We start from the raw sequence: 17,191 nt of genomic DNA, 5'->3' as shown, positions 1-17,191 counted from the left end.
GTATCAATTCGGGGATAGTTTAAAAATCAGGGCTTAAACGGCCTTTTCAGCCGCTCCAATCCTGCCAAACCTAAAAACTGCCTCCGTATAAAGCCTCAAGCCAATGCAAATCTCACTTCCTCCACTCAACGAATGCTCGCCTTGTGCAAGAATTCACACAAATCTTACCACTAACAGACGGTTGAATTCAAATCCTATCTCGGGGCTGCACTTTTGTTGAGAAAAACACAGCAATCGCCCGCTAGGAATGAATGTCATGTCTGAATGATGCAATGGGGTGTTCAGGACCAGATGGTTGGGGCGAGAGGACTCGCCCCAGTCAAAAGACAAGGTCAGGAAGTTACTTGAACGTCGCACCTCCCTTCATGGTGCGGATAGGGTGTTGTTCCCATAGAGTGGTCACACCGAGGAGTTAGACCACGCTTCGATCATTTTGAATTCTGAGTCTGACATTCACGTGAGATTTTTCCCCCTCGTCGCCATCACGATCCACGCCGCAGACGTTAGCACCCACGATTCCAATGAGGGAGAAATCACAACGGGTTGAAATGGTCATGGTTGTGGATTTTCTATGTTGGGATCCTTTGACCCTGCAAGAAGAAACAGGGGAACGACTACCTGATGTGGAGAATTGCCTTGCGGGTCAAAGACAGAGGAAACCTTGGTTCTGAGGAATTCATGGATCCGGCTCTGGGGAACCAAGGAAGACTACTGAGAGAACCGGTTTACTGAACATGGTCTTTGAACCACTGGACCACATACCAATTGGTGGCCTACCAAAAACTGTAGATCACCTCCAGATTTATGAATATCAGGGTCGAACTCACACTGGAACTTTCGCTGCTGAATTGGAAAATAGGGCCAAAGGCTCGGGTTTGTGTGCTCGCTAAATTATCCGTGAGGTCCAATGAACATTTTGATAATAAATGAGTTGACGGAGTTTATTCAGAGCAGAACGAGTTTGCTAGAACTGCGTTTTCCGCGGGCAACGATCAGTGAATGCTTTGGCCTCATAACTGCAGGGTTCAAGGGGTGGTTGGATTGAAAAAGTCAGCCACGGACTTACCTTAAGCACTAAGGGCAATGGTTGCGATACCCTTAGACTCGACTTCTCCGCTGAATTGATCAATTCATCAAAGCAAGCTCCATTGGGGTTTTGTGGCAATTCTTCCCATTTTGTGGTTCAGTCTTGACCACTGCAATTTATCAAATCATTCAACTAAAGCATTTCCCACACTTAGGAGGTAGTTCTATGCAAAAGCGACTCGTAATGCTTGTTGCATGCCTGTTCGTCTTTCTTTGGGCGGCAACCGCGTTCGGACAGACAGTTACAGCCAATATTACCGGCTCTGTGAAGGATCCTAGTGGCAGCATGATTCCTGGCGCCACGGTCACCATCACAAACTTAGACAAGAACATTGTAGTGCGAACCTTGACGACGGATGCCGACGGAAGTTACGTAGCCACACAACTGGAAATTGGCCACTATTCCATGTCGGCAGAAGCTCCAGGTTTTAAGAAAACTGTGCAGACCGGGATTGAACTCCACGTCAATGACAAGCTGACAATTAATTTGGCTTTAGAAGTGGGGGCGATCTCTCAAGAGGTAACGGTGGAAGCTTCGCCGGTCCAGGTTGAATTGTTGAGCCCGGTCGCTGCGGGCTTGATCTCGGGTACCCAGGTGCGCCAACTCTCCTTGAATAATCGCAATTACGAGCAATTGGTGGCGCTGATGCCCGGTGTCTCCTCGGGCGCTGCGGATCAGCTTTACATCGGGACTACCAACCCCTCCGGGCAGACCAATGTCGTCAGCTTCGCGATCAATGGGAACCGCAATAGCGCGAACAACTGGACGGTCGATGGAGCTGATAATGTGGACCGTGGTTCGAATCTGACACTGCTGAATTACCCCAGCATCGATGCGATCGCGGAATTCAAAGTTCTGCGCGGGGGATACAATCCGGAGTTCGGAAGAGCTGCGGGCGGACAGGTCACCGTCATCACCAAGTCCGGTGGGAGCCAGTTTCATGGCGACGTTTACGAGTTCTTCCGCAATGATGTGATCTCCGCCAACACCTTCTTCAACAATGCCAATAATGTTAAGCGGCCGCCACTGCGTTACAACAACTTTGGATATACGATCGGCGGACCCGTTTACATTCCCAACCATTACAACACCAGCAAGGACAAGACCTTCTTCTTTTTCTCGCAGGAATTTCGAAGAGTAATCACCTATGGAACGATCAATGGCACCGTGCCAACGACCGCGGAGAAGAGCGGGGTTTTTCCGCATCCGGTGTGCGTGGCTTTTTCGGGTAGTACGTGCACTCAGACCGCCACACAGATCACCAACATCAACCCCGTGGCGGCTGCTTACATCAAGGATATATTCTCAGGTGTTCCGGACCCCCAGAACGCTGTGACCAATAACCTGTTTGTTCCGCTTCGGAATATCTTTAATGCTCGCCAGGAGCTGATCCGAATCGATCATATCTTTGGTCCAAGACTCTCCCTCTCGGGTCGCTACCTTCAGGATAAGATACCCACCGAAGAACCCGGAGGCCTCTTTACAGGCAGCGCTCTGCCAGGGGTGGCCACGACCAGCACCAATTCGCCGGGGCGGAGCTTGACATTCCGGTTGACCTCGACGTTATCACCGACATGGCTGAATGAGGGCGGATATGCCTTCTCTTACGGCGCCATCATCAGCAACGACATTGGATCGAATTCGTCCAGCGCGTCTCCGGATGTCAAAATCCCATTGCCCTTCCCAGTGACACTGGGGCGGGTTCCAAACCTGACTTTCACGGGCGGCTCCGGGCTCTCAGGTTTCGGCCCCTACCAGGACTACAACCGGAACCACAATATCTGGGACAATATGACGAAGATCTGGGGACGACATACCACTAAGTTTGGATTCACTTACTACCACTATCAGAAGACAGAGAATGCTGGAAGCGGCAACCAGGGTGTCTTTAATTTTGCCAACACTGGGAAGCCCACCGCAGCGACTAACTTTGAGCAGAGCTGGGCGAACTTCCTTCTGGGGAATGTTTCCTCCTTCACCCAAGCCTCCTTGGATCTGACCCCGGATATCCGAACTCACCAGTATGAGATCTATGCTCAAGATGAATTCCGCCTCCGGCCGAACCTGACCTTGAGTTATGGCGTCCGGTATTCACAGTTCCGGCAGCCCATTGACAAAGCGGGTTTCATGACCAATTTCGACCCGTCGACATACAACCCTGCGAACGCACCCAAGATTGATCCCGTGTCAGGCAATATCCTTCCGGGAAGCTTTGATCCTAACAACGGGATCATTATCGCCGACAAGAATTCTTCCTTTGGCAGCAAAGTTGGGAGCGAGAGCAATAAGAATTTTGCTCCCCGCATCGGCTTGGTTTGGGATCCCTTTGGAGATGGCAAGACCGCAATTCGGACCGGGTATGGAATCTTCTATGATTCGATCCTGTTTGGGGTTTACGAACAGAATATTTTTGCGAATCCTCCCTTCGTACAAAGCGTAAACATTAGCAACACGCGTTTTGAAAACCCGACCGCAGGAACCCCGAATGTGTCGTTGGCGCCGAAGACGGTGCACGGAACACCGGTGGATGCAAGCACGCCTTATGTTCAACAGTGGAGTTTGGATGTCCAGCGGGAGATCTCTCGAGGGTTGGTGGTTGATGTGGGATACTTCGGGAGCAAGGGCACACATCTACTGGGAATCGTGGATCTTGACCTAGTGCGTCCGGGCGCAGCCATTGCTGCAGGCATCGTTCCTGCGGGAACCCAGTTCACCACCGCGTCGGAAGCCCAACTCAACGCTCTCCGCCCGTTTTTGGGATACGCGGCAATAAACTCTCTGGAGACGTGGTTTAACTCGAACTACCACTCCCTTCAAGTGAGTGTGCAGAAGCGGTTCAGTGGCAGCTCATTGTTCAATCTCTCATACACGTGGTCGAAGAACCTGACGGACAATCAGTCTGACCGCAGCAATGCTCCGCAGGACTTCTTCAATCGCCACGGCGGGGAGTATGGTCTGGCATCGCTGAATAGAACGAATGTGCTAACCGCCAATTACGTGTATGCCTTTCCCTGGTTCAAGAATCAGCAAGGTGCAATAGGGCACGTTTTTGGAGGTTGGGAGGTTTCGGGGATTACAACGTATGCCTCCGGGAATCCTTTGACGGCAACCACTTCGAGTGTCGATCCGGCCGGTATCGGATTCCTTGGCACCAGCGCGGCAGGCCCTCGTCCGGACATGGTTGGAGATCCCAACAATGGCGCGCCGAATACCATCGGGCAGTGGTTCAATACCACCGCATTTGCCAATGTGCCTTCGAAAGTGACACGGCCGGGAAATGCGGGTCGTGGAACGATCCTCGGGCCCGGTTATGGTCGCTGGGATTTTTCCATCTTCAAGAACATCAAAGTCCGTGAACCTCTCAACATTCAGTTCCGGGCTGAGATGTTCAATGTCTTCAACCACACAAACCCACTCGCCGTGAGTACCAACGTCACGGCAAGTAACTTCGGACAGATTACCAGCACGCGTGATCCTCGGATCATCCAGTTCGGGTTGAAGTTTAGTTTCTAGTTTTTTCACAGGAATATTGCAAATGCGCTTCGAGGCCTGGAGAGCTTGATCTCCAGGCCTTTTTTCGTTTTGAGGGGTATTTTAGAAGAAAATTTTCACCCGCAACTTCAGAGCATGGATGATTATTTTCTTGGTCAGACTCCCCGCATTAACTGGCAACTCATTGATTAACGAGGTGAGCCTCTCCTCCTCTGGAGAGTTTGACAAGGGATCATCAACGGCAAATCCCATCTTCGTATTGGAGAAGGGCTACAGGGTCAGGATGTAGTTTGCTCCCCCGATTGGCCCGGCCAAGGGAAGCACCTGGGTTTCTGTTCCGCAAAACGGCATTTCCTTCCTCGCCAGGTGATCCAGATGATAGTGATGCCATGGCGCCAAACCGTATCACCTTGGGAATGACAATTCCAAAATCTCATAGTCCCAATCTTAATTTTTGAATTAGTCTGGGATTTTGTGAGAAATCCTTAGATAGGAGTTCAGTAGGAATCACTTTGCAGTCTGCAACGTCGAACAAAGGAACTGTATTAATATGCAGAAAATAAATGGCTTATAACCGAACGTCCAGGTTTTACGAGAAAGTTATTACCACAAGTGACCCCGCTGGCTGTTTGGACAATCAAATGCAGGAACTCCGAAATCAAAGACAAAAGCTCATGTTGCTCTAGTGTCTTAGGCCTAGAGGATGAAGTTATTGAGGCGATCTCAGAGGCAAGAGACGGCATGGAAGTTCCCGTTTCTCTCGCTCCCTCACCCTTGTATTCTCTTGCGAGCTTGGTTTAGCCAGGCGGGACACGAGACAACTCAATTAAAACCACAATTTGCCGCTATGGAGGTAGCACAATGTTAAGGCCGACCCTCACATTCTTCCTATGTTTGGGCATGATTCTCTGTGCCAGTCCTTCCGTATCCCAGGATGTCACCGGATCCATCGTGGGTACGGTCTTGGACTCGTCAGGCGCGGTTGTGCCCGGAGCAAAGGTTACGTTCACCAACACTGACCGCAACGCGGTGATGCGCACTATCGAAACGGACAGTGAAGGCAACTTTAGTGCCCCCCTGCTCCCAATCGGGCGCTACTCGCTCACTGTCGAGGCGCAAGGCTTCAAGAAGTCCACCCAGAAGAATATCGAGTTGAATGTCAACGACAAGCTGACCGTGACCTTGAACCTGGAGATAGGCGACGTCCAGCAGGAGGTGACCGTTGAAGCGAACCCTGCGCAGGTGGACCTTCAATCGACCACGTCGCAGACGCTCATTACCGGAAGCCAGGTCCGGGAGCTCTCGCTCAACGCCCGCAATTACGAGCAACTGGTCAGTCTGATGCCGGGCGTTGTGTACACAGGCACCAGCGACCAGATCTACATCGGGGTATCGAACCCCCTTTCCGGCGTGTCCAATGCCGTGAATTTTGCCATCAATGGCGGCCGCACCAGCCAGAACTCCTGGACCGTCGACGGCGCGGATAACGTGGACCGCGGGGCCAACCTGACCTTGCTCAATTATCCCAGTGTGGACGCGATTGCCGAGTTCCGGGTCCTCCGCGGACAATACAGCGCCGAGTTCGGCCGGGACGCCGGTGGGATGATCAACGTGATTACCAAGAGCGGAACCAACCAATACCATGGCGACGCCTATGAGTTCTTCCGCAACAACGTTTTGGCCGCCAACAATTTTTTTAACAACGCCAACAAGGTGGCTCCCTTCGATGCCAACGGCAATCCCAAGGTGCCACCGTTGCGCTATAACAACTTTGGGTACACCTTCGGGGGACCGGTGTTTATACCCAAGGTGTACAACGGCAAGGACAAGACGTTTTTCTTTTTCTCGGAAGAATTTCGTCGGGTGATCAACTACACCTCAGTCCAGGGCACTGCTCCAACGGCTGCGGAAAAACAGGGGATCTTTCCGACTCCCGTCTGCGTGAAGTACTCCGGGAATACATGCCTCCAAACGTCCACTCAGATCACCAACATTGACCCTTTGGCTGCGGCATACATTAAGGACATCTTCTCACAAGTCCCCGATGCAGCGGCCAACAACAACATCAATCTGAACCTGAGAAACATCTTTAACGCCCGCCAGGAGCTGATTCGGATCGATCACATCTTCTCCAACAATTGGTCGGTCTCGGGACGCTACCTCCAGGACTCCATTCCGACAGAAGAGCCTCGTGGCCTGTTCACGGGCGCGGCGCTCCCCGGTGTTTCCACCACGGATACCAACTCGCCGGGTAAAGGGTTGGTCATCCGCGTCACAGGGAGCCTGTCACCCACCCTGATCAATGAGGCTGGCTACGCGTATTCTTACGGGGCAGTGCTCAGTGACCCGGTGGGGCTGAATGCATCCGCGAATTCGCCTGACATCAAAGCAACTCTGCCGTTCCCGGTGACGCTGGGTCGAATACCCTCCGTGAGCTTCACAACACTTTCGGGGATCAACGGTTTCGGACCGTACCGCGACTACAACCGGAACCACAACTTTTTCGATAACATAACAAAGACCCTGGGCAAGCATACCCTCAAGGCCGGGGTAACCTATTTTAAGTACAACAAGCAGGAGAACCAGGCAGGCAACAACGTCGGGACCTTCAGTTTCACTACCTCCAGTACGCTGACTCCGAAGGGCACTACCACGCTGGCGCAGTCATGGGCAAATTTCCTGCTTGGCAATGTGACCTCTTTTACTCAAACAGCAAGAGACCTGACTCCCGACATCCATGAGAACCAATGGGAAATGTATGTGCAGGATGATTTCCGCGTGCGGCGGAATTTCACGCTGAACCTCGGGTTACGATATTCTCTCTTTCGTCAGCCCATCGACGGGAACGGGTTCTTGAACAACTTCGACCCTGCGTTGTGGGATCCTGCTAAGGCCCCGCAGGTGGATTCAAGTGGCAACCTGGTGCCAGGCACGGGCGACCCGTTGAACGGCATCATCGTCAACGACAAGAATTCGCCGTTCGGAAGCAAGATAACGAACGAGAACAATCACGACTTTGCACCGCGGATCGGGTTTGCCTGGGATCCGTTCGGGAACGGCAAGACGTCGATCCGTGCGGGATACGGCATCGCCTATGAAACCGTGCAGGTCGGGAATGTTTACGAGAACCTGGTGTTTAACAACCCGGCTTCCGTGCAAACCATTACCATCAACAACACGACGACTCAGAGCGTGGCAAGCGGGACTGTCGTGAATTCGGTCGCTCCCCCGACGCTCAGCGCAGCGCCTCTGGGGTATAAGACACCCTATGTGCAGCAGTGGAGCTTCGATATTCAGCGCGAAATCGCCCGCCAGATCATTCTCGATGTCGGATACTTTGGGTCCCGGGGCGTGCACCTGATCGGGGGTGTGGACATCAATGAGGTGCCTGTGGGAGTGGGGGTTGCGGCGGGGCTCACCTCCGCGAGCACACCCTTCAACCGCACGACTGACCCAAAGCTGAATTCCGTTCGTCCTTTTCGTGGCTACGGGCCCATCAACGCCATCGAAACGGCATTCAAATCAAGGTACAACTCCTTGCAGGCGTCAATGAAGAAACAATTCAGCAGCAATGGCTTCCTGACCATGAGCTACACCTGGTCGAAGTCACTGACGGATGCGGGCTCGGACGTTGCGACGTCAATGAATACCTACAATCGCGCGGCTGACTACGGACTCTCGCCGCTGGATCGCACCCACGTATTTACTGCTTCGTGGAGCTACGAGTTGCCGTGGTTGAAGAACCAGGAAGGTCTTATCGGTCATACGTTGGGGGGGTGGCAGATCTCGGGTATTTTCTCGGCCGCCAGCGGGTTGCCGTTTAACGCCTCCGACAGCTCGCTGGGCACGGATCCCGGCGGACTCGGAATCCTGGGAACAAGCGGTGCTGGACCGCGCGGGGATCAGATCTGCGACCCGAATGCAAATGCGTCCCATGGCTTCACGCAATGGTTCAACACCGCATGCTTCGCGGACGTGCCCGTGGGCCAGATCCGACCGGGCAACGCCGGCCGGAACACCATCCGGGGCCCCGGCTATCAGAAATGGGACATGTCAGTATTTAAGAACTTCAACATTAAAGAGAAGATGAAGATACAGTTTCGTGCAGAGTCCTTTAATACCTTCAACCACACAAACTGGTCGAGCATTGGGGCCACCTTGGGATCTTCCACTTATGGGCTGGTCACCGCAGCCCGTGACGCGCGTATCATCCAGTTTGGTTTGAAGTTTAACTTCTGAATTAGCGTCGGCGTACCTGGAGAACATTTCGGGGCCTGGAGAGTTTGATCTCCAGGCCTTTTTTTGTGCTTTGGATCCGCTTATTTCAGGTTTTGGGGCTGGTTTCGGATTGGGGTAGGGGTGCATAGCTATGCACCCCTACAGAAGAACACTCCTTCCAGGTTTTGGAGAGGTTCTTCTTTAAGGGTTGAAGGGGTCTTAAAAAGGGGGGTATTGCCGGCGACTTCTCAAATTGATCGTTCCGGGATCCACCCTCCGATATACCGCCGGTTCTTTTGTGTGATATTCTTGGCGGCGTTCGACCGACCGCATCTCCTCATCAAAAGGCGTTGAATGGAGCAAGTTGCAGGCAAGGTATCTGTGATTGTCCCTTGTTTTAATGAGGGGGACCGGATCAGAAAGAATCTCTGTGAGATCTGTGAATTTCTGTCCACCTTTGCTCCGGATTTCGAGCTGATTGCTGTCGATGACGGGAGTTCTGATAACACCTACGCTGAGATTCAATCGGCGTCAAAGGCATATCCCGCCATCCGGCCGCTCCATTACGATGAAAACGTCGGTAAAGGATACGCGCTCCGAGAAGGCTTCGGGCTCGCAACCGGGCGATATGTCGTCTTCCTGGACGCGGATCTGGATCTTCACCCCCGCCAGATTGCCTTTTTCTTTGAGAAACTCCAAAAAGAGACGGCGGATGTCGTCATCGGCAGCAAGAGACACCCCCAGTCAAAGATCGATTACCCCTGGAAGCGGGTATTGATTAGCCATGTTTATAGTTTTTTTCACCGTCTCCTCTTCAACCTGCCCTTGCAAGATACCCAAACCGGATTGAAGCTCTTCAAATACCATGTACTGGAAAACGTTTTTTCCAAGATCGTGTGCAAGCGTTTTGCCTTCGATGTGGAACTGCTCGCCAACGTGCACCGGCTGGGGTATCGAATTGTGGAGGCGCCGGTCGAGCTCAGTTTCAGCCGAATCCTTCGTTTCGGGCGAATCACCCTGGGTGATCTGTGGAGAACGGGATGGGACACCCTGGCAATCTTCTATCGGATGCATGTCTTAAGGTACTATGACCGGTCTCATCTCACTCCCTCGCAATTTCCGGCAATCTCGATCGTCATTGCAGCCAGGGGAGACGAGAAATCGCTGAAGGGATGTGTGGAGCGATGTTTGAATCAACAATATCCTGCAGCATTCGAGGTGATCCTTGTGTCAAATCACAAGGAGGGCCTTGAGATCCATCCCTTGCTGAAGGTGATTGAAACGGGAGATCGACGGCCGTGTGCGAAGCGAGATTCAGGCAGAAAGCTCGCTCGCTATGAGATCATCGCATTCCTCGATGCCTCAGAATTACCGGTGCGAAACTGGATGGCTCGCGCCGTGCGAAACTTCGGTGATCCTCAGATTGCTGCGGTCAGTGGACCGCGTCTGATTCCACCCCAGCTGGACTTGCCCCGTCAGCCTGCCTGGCGCTGGATCGGGACGCTGCTGGGCAACGACTCGCTCCGCTACCGCTACATCTCCAAGGCGCCACGGAAAGGAGGGGATGGCATGGGGAACAACCTCTTCGTTCGAACGGCAGTCATTGACCGTGTTGTGAAAGATTTCGCCCCTCCGGAATGTTTTGACGGTTCGGCCCTGGCCTGGACCATCACGAGACAACTGAAGCAGCTCATCGCATACGACCCGGAAGTCATTGTGTATCGATCTGCGGGGTGACTCTCCGGCTGGCTGTTCTTTCGCGAGCGTGATCTTCCCCCGCGCGGAGCCCTGGCGCGAACACATCTTGATAATTGGATGCATAAGGGGCAAAATAGCGTTTTCCCGCGGCAGCGTCTAGCGGACCTGGATGCCAGGTCGTAATCTCAATCCCACTTTGACCAAGGAGCCCTGATGAACAAGGACGAAATCATTCTTGCCCAGAAAGAGTTCATTTTCCCTGCGGTCTTTACCTATTACCAAAAGCCCCTCGTCGTCGATCACGCCAAAGGTCAGTTTGTTTACGACATCGACGGCAAACAGTATCTCGATTTCTTTGGCGGTATCGTTACCGTGAGCGTGGGACACTGCAACGAACAGGTGAACGCCAAGGTGCACCGCCAGATCGACAAGCTGCAACATGTTTCCACGGTGTTTGCCAATGAGCCTCAGGTGGCTTTGGCGAAACGGCTGTCGGAGATTACCCCCAACCGGAAGCTCACCAAGACGTTCTTTACCAACAGCGGGACCGAGGCCAATGAAACCGCCATCGTGACGGCTCGCTGCGCCACCGGGAACTCGGAAGTGATCGCCCTGCGACACTCCTATCACGGGCGGTCGGCCTTGGCCATGACGCTGACGGCTCATGCGTCCTGGAAACTTGGCGGGGTCACGAACCCGGGCATCGTTCACGCGGTAAATGCCTATTGCTATCGATGTCCATTCGGGTTGACTTATCCCAGTTGTGAGGTGAAGTGCGCCCAAGACATGGAAGAGACGATCCGGACGACGACGTCAGGGAAAATTGCTGCTTTCATCGCGGAGCCCATCCAGGGGGTGGGAGGGTTCATCACTCCCCCCAAAGAGTACTTCAAAATTGCTACCGATATTGTTCGGAAGTACGGCGGCCTGTTCATCAGTGACGAAGTCCAGACCGCCTGGGGTCGTACCGGGGGCAAATGGTTTGGCATTGAGCACTGGGGGGTCGAGCCTGACCTGATCACCAGCGCCAAAGGCCTGGGCAATGGGGCCCCTGTGGGCGTGACTATCGCGAAGCCGCAGATTGCAGACTCGCTTAAGGGCCTGACCATTTCGACCTTCGGGGGGAACCCGATCACCATGACTCAAGCCAAGGCGGTGTTGGATTTCATCGAGGAAAACAAGCTCAAGGAAAACTGCACGGTGGTCGGTGCGCATCTCCGCGACCGTTTGCTTGAGCTGCAGAAGAAATACCCGATGATCGGGGAAGTGCGGGGGATGGGACTCCTTCAGGGGCTGGAGTTGGTGCGCGATCCCAAAACGAAAGAACCGGCCACAAAAGAGATCGGTGCGTTGATGGAACGGACACGGGAGAATGGAATCCTGGTGGGCAAGGGCGGCCTGTATGGAAATGCCCTCCGGATTTCTCCACCCATGAATATCGGGAAATCGGACGTGGACGACTTCATCAAGGCACTGGATAAGAGTTTCTCGGAAATTCAGAGAAACTGAAAAAAACTTACACCGCGGGGACACAGAGGCATGGAGAGAGAATTGGGAGAGCGGATGGTCGTCAATGTTTACCGTTCCACCGTGCCTTTGGATCTTTGCTATTGACGGTATCCCATGACTAAATCAACGGTTGCGCTCACCACTTACAAGAACTATATCAACGGACAATGGGTTGAATCCCGGTCATCGCACCGCGTCCCCAACATCAATCCCGCGAACACCGAGGAAATTCTCGGCGAAGTGATCCTTTCGACGCGGGAGGAAGCGCGGCAGGCGGTGGAGTCCGCCGAGAAGGCGTTGGAGGGATGGCGGAATACCCCGGCGCCGGTGCGGGGGAATCTGGTGATGAAGGCGGCCCAACTTATGTCGGCTCGCAGGGACGAGCTCGCCCGGGCGCTCACTCTGGAAGAGGGCAAGACGCTCTCCGAGTCATTGGGCGAGCTGGCGCGGGGGATCAACTGCGTGGAATTCGCGGCGGCCGAGGGGCGGCGTCTCAAGGGTGAGACCATACCTTCGGAGCTTCCCAGCAATTTTTGTTACACCTTGCGTCAGCCGATTGGGGTGGTGGCTTGCATCACACCCTGGAACTTTCCCGTGTGCATCCCCGCCTGGAAGATAGCGCCGGCGTTGGTGTGTGGCAACACCATCGTCTTCAAGCCGGCGACTCTGACCCCATGGACCGCTACCCTGGTGACCGGAATTTTTGCCGAAGCAGGCCTCCCCGCCGGTGTTTTGAATCTGGTGTTGGGCAGCGGCGGGGACGTGGGCGAAGAACTGGTCAATAACAACAAGGTCCGCGCCATTTCCTTCACGGGATCGAACGACATTGGCAGCCGGCTTTATAATCAGGGGGCGGCGCGCGGGATTAAGTGCCAGTGTGAGATGGGAGGAAAAAATCCCATTGTGATTCTTGAGGATGCTGATCTGCCGCTGGCCGTGGAGTCGACCGTGACCGGGGCTTTTGGTTCGACGGGACAACGTTGCACCGCTACCTCCCGTGCCATCGTCGTCGAGAAGATTGCCGACACCTTCGTGGAGCGGTTGGTGGAGCGAACCAAGAGGGTGACGGTCGGAAATGGATTGGAGTCCGGAATTGCCATGGGGCCTTCTGTCGATAAAGGCCAGATGGAGACGGTCCTCAAGTATCTTGACATCGGGAAGCGCGAAGGGGCCGGGCTGAGAATTGGGGGAAAACGATGTGAGGGCGAAAAATACTCCAGGGGATATTTCATGGAGCCAACGATTTTCGATCATGTGAAACCGGAGATGCGGATCGCCCAGGAGGAGATTTTCGGCCCGGTTCTGAGCGTCATTCGGGTGAAAGACTTCGAGGAGGCCCTGGTTGTGGCCAACGGAGTGAAATACGGACTGTCTTCCGCCCTATACAGCAACGACGCTTCCAGGATCTTCAAGTTTATTGAACGCATTGAATCAGGAATTACGCACGTTAACTCGGGGACGCCCGGGGGAGAAGCCCAACTCCCCTTTGGTGGAATCAAGGCTACTGGCGTGGGCGCTCGCGAAATGGGCTCTACCGCCATTGAGTTTTGGAGTGAATTAAAGACCGTTTATATTGACTTTACCGGCACGAAGCGCGAGGGAAACCTGTATTAACCCACAGTCGCGGCCAGTCGGGGAGAAAAGAGAATTCCTCCCTCGCACTGATACCGTCTTGATCTGCCCGATGGACCATGGCCCTGTTTAAGTATCTCCTCACGCTGGTCACTGTGGGAATCCTGTTTGTCGGGCTCATTTACTTGATCACGTTCGTCGTGCTGGGCGTTTTCCAAGCCGTCATCGGCTATAGCGCCAAGAAGAGCTCGGAAGAAAGAAAACAACAACTGATCAGGCGGAGCGAACCGGTTCTCTTGGTGATCAACAGTTATCTCTACGCGACCTGTGTGGCGGCTCTCACGCGGGCGAGCCTGGCGGCCCGGCCTATGGGCCGGCCATGGATCTATTATTTGCTTTCGTTTGCTTTTCTTTTGGGGATCAGTTCGCTGCCTCACGAGAAGCAGACCGGGGACTCGACGGCTCGCATGCGATACTTCTTATTGACCTTTCTTGCCGCCGGCTACCTGTTTCCGGATTTCATCGCACCTTTCTGGAAGAATCTGTGGGGGTGGTGGTTCACCTAAGACCGCATTGACTGCAGAGCTCGCTGACAACGCTGAGAATTCCTGGACCTCATCGGTCAGCAGAAGATTCAATCATGGCAAACAAGAACAAGTTCGTGAAGATTTCACCGGAAGATTTCAATCGGAATTTTGCCGATATCCATCCTCCGCTCACCGCGAATTCGGCCGTCATTGAGGCCTCGCGCTGTCTGTTCTGCTTCGATGCCCCCTGTACCATCGCCTGTCCCACGCACATCGACGTTCCCAAGTTCATTAAGAAGATAGCCACAGGAAATCTCCGGGGCAGCGCGCGGACCGTACTGGAGGCCAACATTTTGGGGGCAAGCTGCTCGAGGGTGTGCCCCGTCGAAGTGTTGTGCGAAGGGGCGTGTGTGATGAATCATCACAACGAGAAGCCGATCCAAATCGCGCTCCTGCAGCGTCACGCGATGGATTGGGCGAATGATCACCAGTTTCACCCCTTCGTGCCCGGAAGGGCAAATGGAAGGAAGGTCGCCTGCATTGGCGGTGGTCCTGCTTCCCTGGCCTGCGCTGCCGAGCTCGCCCAATTGGGTTATGCGGTGACCATTTTTGAGCGCAAGCCCCTCGCGGGGGGATTGAATACCTATGGGATAGCCGAGTACAAGCTTACCCCGACGGATTCACTCCGGGAAGTCGAGTTCGTCCGGAAGCTGGGTGTGAAATTCGAATGCGGGGTCGAGATCGGAGGGCACAGCAGCGGGGCGAAGCGGGATTCGATCTCACCTTCGGTTCTCCGCCGGGTTTCCCTGCAATCACTTGAGCAGGATTTTGACGCTATTTTTGTCGGGATCGGACTGGGCGACACCCATGATTTGGAAATCCCTGGAGAGCATCTCGATGGGGTGGTGGACGCGTTGACCTTCATCGAGGATTACAAAACAAATCGGACGAGGTGCAAGGTGGGGAAGCGCGTGAGCGTCATTGGCGCGGGAAACACGGCTATTGATGCGGCCACGGCGGCCGTCCGCCTGGGCGCCCCGGAAGTGCGCATGGTGTACCGCCGCAGCGAGAAGGAGATGCCGGCTTTCGCTTACGAATACGAGCTTGCCAAAAGGGATGGCATTATTTTTAGTTGGCAGACACAGCCCGTCAAGATTCATGGAAATAGAACTGTTGAAAAACTCGAGTGTGTGACCATGCACCTGGGAAGGCCGGACAAGACGGGGCGTCGTCGTCCCGAGCCGGTGCCGCGATCAAAGTTCTTCATCGATTGCGACATGGTCATCAAATCACTGGGCCAGACCCAACACGAGGACTTCTTAAAGGCTATCCCGCGTCTGGAGCGATCCCGAGACGGCCGTGTCGTCGTGGATGAGATCACCTACCAGACCTCGAATCCGAGGTTTTTTGCGGGCGGGGATTGTATTAATGGAGGCCAGGAGGTCGTGGATGCCGTCGCCGATGGGAAGAAAGCGGCCCATGGGATTGAGGCGTGGATTCAAACGAAGGTGTCGAAGCGATCCGACGGGGGGTCTCTACACCGTGGAGAGGTGAGATAAATGGCAGATTTATCGGTCACTTTTGCGAAAACCATCAAATCGCCCAACCCTTTCTGGCTAGCGTCGGCGCCGCCGACCAACTCCGGGTTCCAGGTGATGCGCGCTTTTGATGCCGGCTGGGGGGGCGCCGTCTGGAAGACGATCGGGGAACCGATTGTTAACACCACCTCCCGCTATTCCTCGATCGACTACAACGGCGTGCGCATGATGGGATTGAATAACATTGAACTCATCACCGACCGACCGATTGAAGACAATCTGCGCGAGATCTACGAAGTCAAGAAACGATTTCCCCATCATGCGGTGATTGCGTCGTTGATGGTGGACTCGAAACGGGAAACCTGGCACGACATTGTCAAGCGCACCGAAGACGCCGGGGCCGACGGACTGGAACTCAATTTCGGGTGTCCCCATGGGATGAGCGAGCGCGGCATGGGAAGTGCCGTGGGACAGGTGCCGGAATACTGCGAGATGATCACCGGTTGGGTCAAGGAGGTAGCCCGGACGCCGGTGCTTATCAAACTCACGCCTAATGTGACCAACATCGCTCAGATCGGGCGCGCCGCCCGCAAGGGAGGAGCCGATGGCCTCTCCGCCATCAACACCCTCAACTCGATCACCTCCATCGATCTCGACGATCTAACCCCGCGCCCCAAGGTGTCGGGGATGAGCGCCCATGGCGGCTATTGCGGCCCTGCAGTCAAACCGATCGCCCTGAACATGGTGCACACCCTCAACGCGGACCCCGAAATCGGGATTCCGGTCAGCGGGATTGGCGGGATTGCGACGTGGCAGGACGCCGCGGAATTCATCCTCCTCGGCTGTACCTCCATCCAGGTGTGTACAGCGGTGATGCATTACGGGTTCCGAATCGTCGAGGACATGATTGACGGGCTTTCCAACTGGATGGATGACAAGGGGTTCAAGGTCCTCAATGATTTTCGAGGGGCTTCGATTGCGAAAATGAAGGATTGGGGCCATCTCGATCTCAACTACAAAATCATCGCGTCGATCGATCCGGAGAAATGCATCGGTTGCGATCTCTGTCATATCGCATGCTGGGATGCGGCCCACCAGTGTATTCACATTGAAGGTGCAGGGAGGGAGGCGCCCACACGGGATGAAAAGGAAGCGGCAATGAATTTCCTCGCGCCGCCGGCCCATCATCCCCTCCATGTGCACGAGCCCGTTCTTCACGGCCGCGGAATCACGACCCGGTATGTCGGACTGAGCGGCAATGGGAGACAGGGTCAGGCCCCCCCACCGGCCACGACGCTGCGTTCCTCGACCGAGGAGGCCCCGGCAGCCGCCCGGTCGAACCGTGTCCCTCACGTGGACGAGGAGGAATGCGTTGGGTGCAACTTGTGCTGGCTGGTCTGCCCTGTGGAAAGCTGCATTACCATGAAGGAGGTGCGGACGGGTCAACCGTTCGAATCCTGGACCGATCGCGCCAAGAAGCTCGCCAAGGCGGGGACCTGAGGGACACCCGGCACCGGGAGACCACTGTCATGGAAGAGGAAGTAGACAGA

8 protein-coding genes are annotated in these 17,191 nt (G+C 54.5%); all 8 read left to right on the top strand.

What is annotated here, in order from left to right; translation table 11 throughout:
* The first annotated feature begins 1,252 nt into the window (after positions 1-1,252).
* The 8 genes from LAO21_01925 to preA all read left to right on the top strand — a co-directional run bounded on the left by LAO21_01925 (position 1,253) and on the right by preA (position 17,141).
* Positions 1,253-4,600, top strand: a complete 3,348-nt coding sequence (locus LAO21_01925; GenBank protein MBZ5551449.1) for a carboxypeptidase regulatory-like domain-containing protein — start codon at positions 1,253-1,255, stop codon at positions 4,598-4,600.
* Positions 4,601-5,440: 840 nt separating this feature from the next.
* Positions 5,441-8,818 carry a carboxypeptidase regulatory-like domain-containing protein gene (locus LAO21_01920; protein ID MBZ5551448.1) on the top strand — a complete coding sequence of 1,126 codons (3,378 nt, stop codon included), beginning with the start codon at positions 5,441-5,443 and terminating at the stop codon, positions 8,816-8,818.
* Between the two features lie 333 nt (positions 8,819-9,151).
* A complete protein-coding gene (locus LAO21_01915) occupies positions 9,152-10,534 on the top strand; it encodes a glycosyltransferase (GenBank protein MBZ5551447.1) in 1,383 nt (460 codons plus the stop codon).
* Positions 10,535-10,708: 174 nt separating this feature from the next.
* Complete coding sequence (locus tag LAO21_01910) at positions 10,709-12,004, top strand: aspartate aminotransferase family protein (protein ID MBZ5551446.1); 1,296 nt, start codon at positions 10,709-10,711, stop codon at positions 12,002-12,004.
* A gap of 114 nt (positions 12,005-12,118) precedes the next feature.
* The gene (locus LAO21_01905; protein ID MBZ5551445.1) at positions 12,119-13,618 is read left to right on the top strand and encodes an aldehyde dehydrogenase family protein; all 1,500 of its coding nucleotides are present in this window, start codon (positions 12,119-12,121) and stop codon (positions 13,616-13,618) included.
* Between the two features lie 77 nt (positions 13,619-13,695).
* Entirely contained in the window at positions 13,696-14,142 is a 447-nt protein-coding gene (locus LAO21_01900) for a hypothetical protein (protein MBZ5551444.1), read from the top strand.
* A 74-nt stretch (positions 14,143-14,216) separates the two neighbouring features.
* Entirely contained in the window at positions 14,217-15,662 is a 1,446-nt protein-coding gene (locus LAO21_01895; protein ID MBZ5551443.1) for an NAD(P)-dependent oxidoreductase, read from the top strand.
* Positions 15,663-17,141 carry an NAD-dependent dihydropyrimidine dehydrogenase subunit PreA gene (gene preA / locus LAO21_01890; protein ID MBZ5551442.1) on the top strand — a complete coding sequence of 493 codons (1,479 nt, stop codon included), beginning with the start codon at positions 15,663-15,665 and terminating at the stop codon, positions 17,139-17,141.
* Positions 17,142-17,191 lie beyond the last annotated feature (50 nt).

This window comes from Terriglobia bacterium, from assembly GCA_020073085.1.
In the GTDB taxonomy this organism is placed as follows: domain Bacteria; phylum Acidobacteriota; class Terriglobia; order JAIQFV01; family JAIQFV01; genus JAIQFV01.
The sequence above is the reverse complement of the archived record's forward strand: the minus strand, read 5'-3'. Positions and strand labels throughout refer to the sequence as shown.

Coding starts and splice junctions, on each gene's coding strand:
- LAO21_01925 (MBZ5551449.1), top strand. CDS start 1,253: ATGCAAAAGCGACTCGTAATGCTTGTTGCATGCCTGTTCGTCTTTCTT.
- LAO21_01920 (MBZ5551448.1), top strand. CDS start 5,441: ATGTTAAGGCCGACCCTCACATTCTTCCTATGTTTGGGCATGATTCTC.
- LAO21_01915 (MBZ5551447.1), top strand. CDS start 9,152: ATGGAGCAAGTTGCAGGCAAGGTATCTGTGATTGTCCCTTGTTTTAAT.
- LAO21_01910 (MBZ5551446.1), top strand. CDS start 10,709: ATGAACAAGGACGAAATCATTCTTGCCCAGAAAGAGTTCATTTTCCCT.
- LAO21_01905 (MBZ5551445.1), top strand. CDS start 12,119: ATGACTAAATCAACGGTTGCGCTCACCACTTACAAGAACTATATCAAC.
- LAO21_01900 (MBZ5551444.1), top strand. CDS start 13,696: ATGGCCCTGTTTAAGTATCTCCTCACGCTGGTCACTGTGGGAATCCTG.
- LAO21_01895 (MBZ5551443.1), top strand. CDS start 14,217: ATGGCAAACAAGAACAAGTTCGTGAAGATTTCACCGGAAGATTTCAAT.
- preA (MBZ5551442.1), top strand. CDS start 15,663: ATGGCAGATTTATCGGTCACTTTTGCGAAAACCATCAAATCGCCCAAC.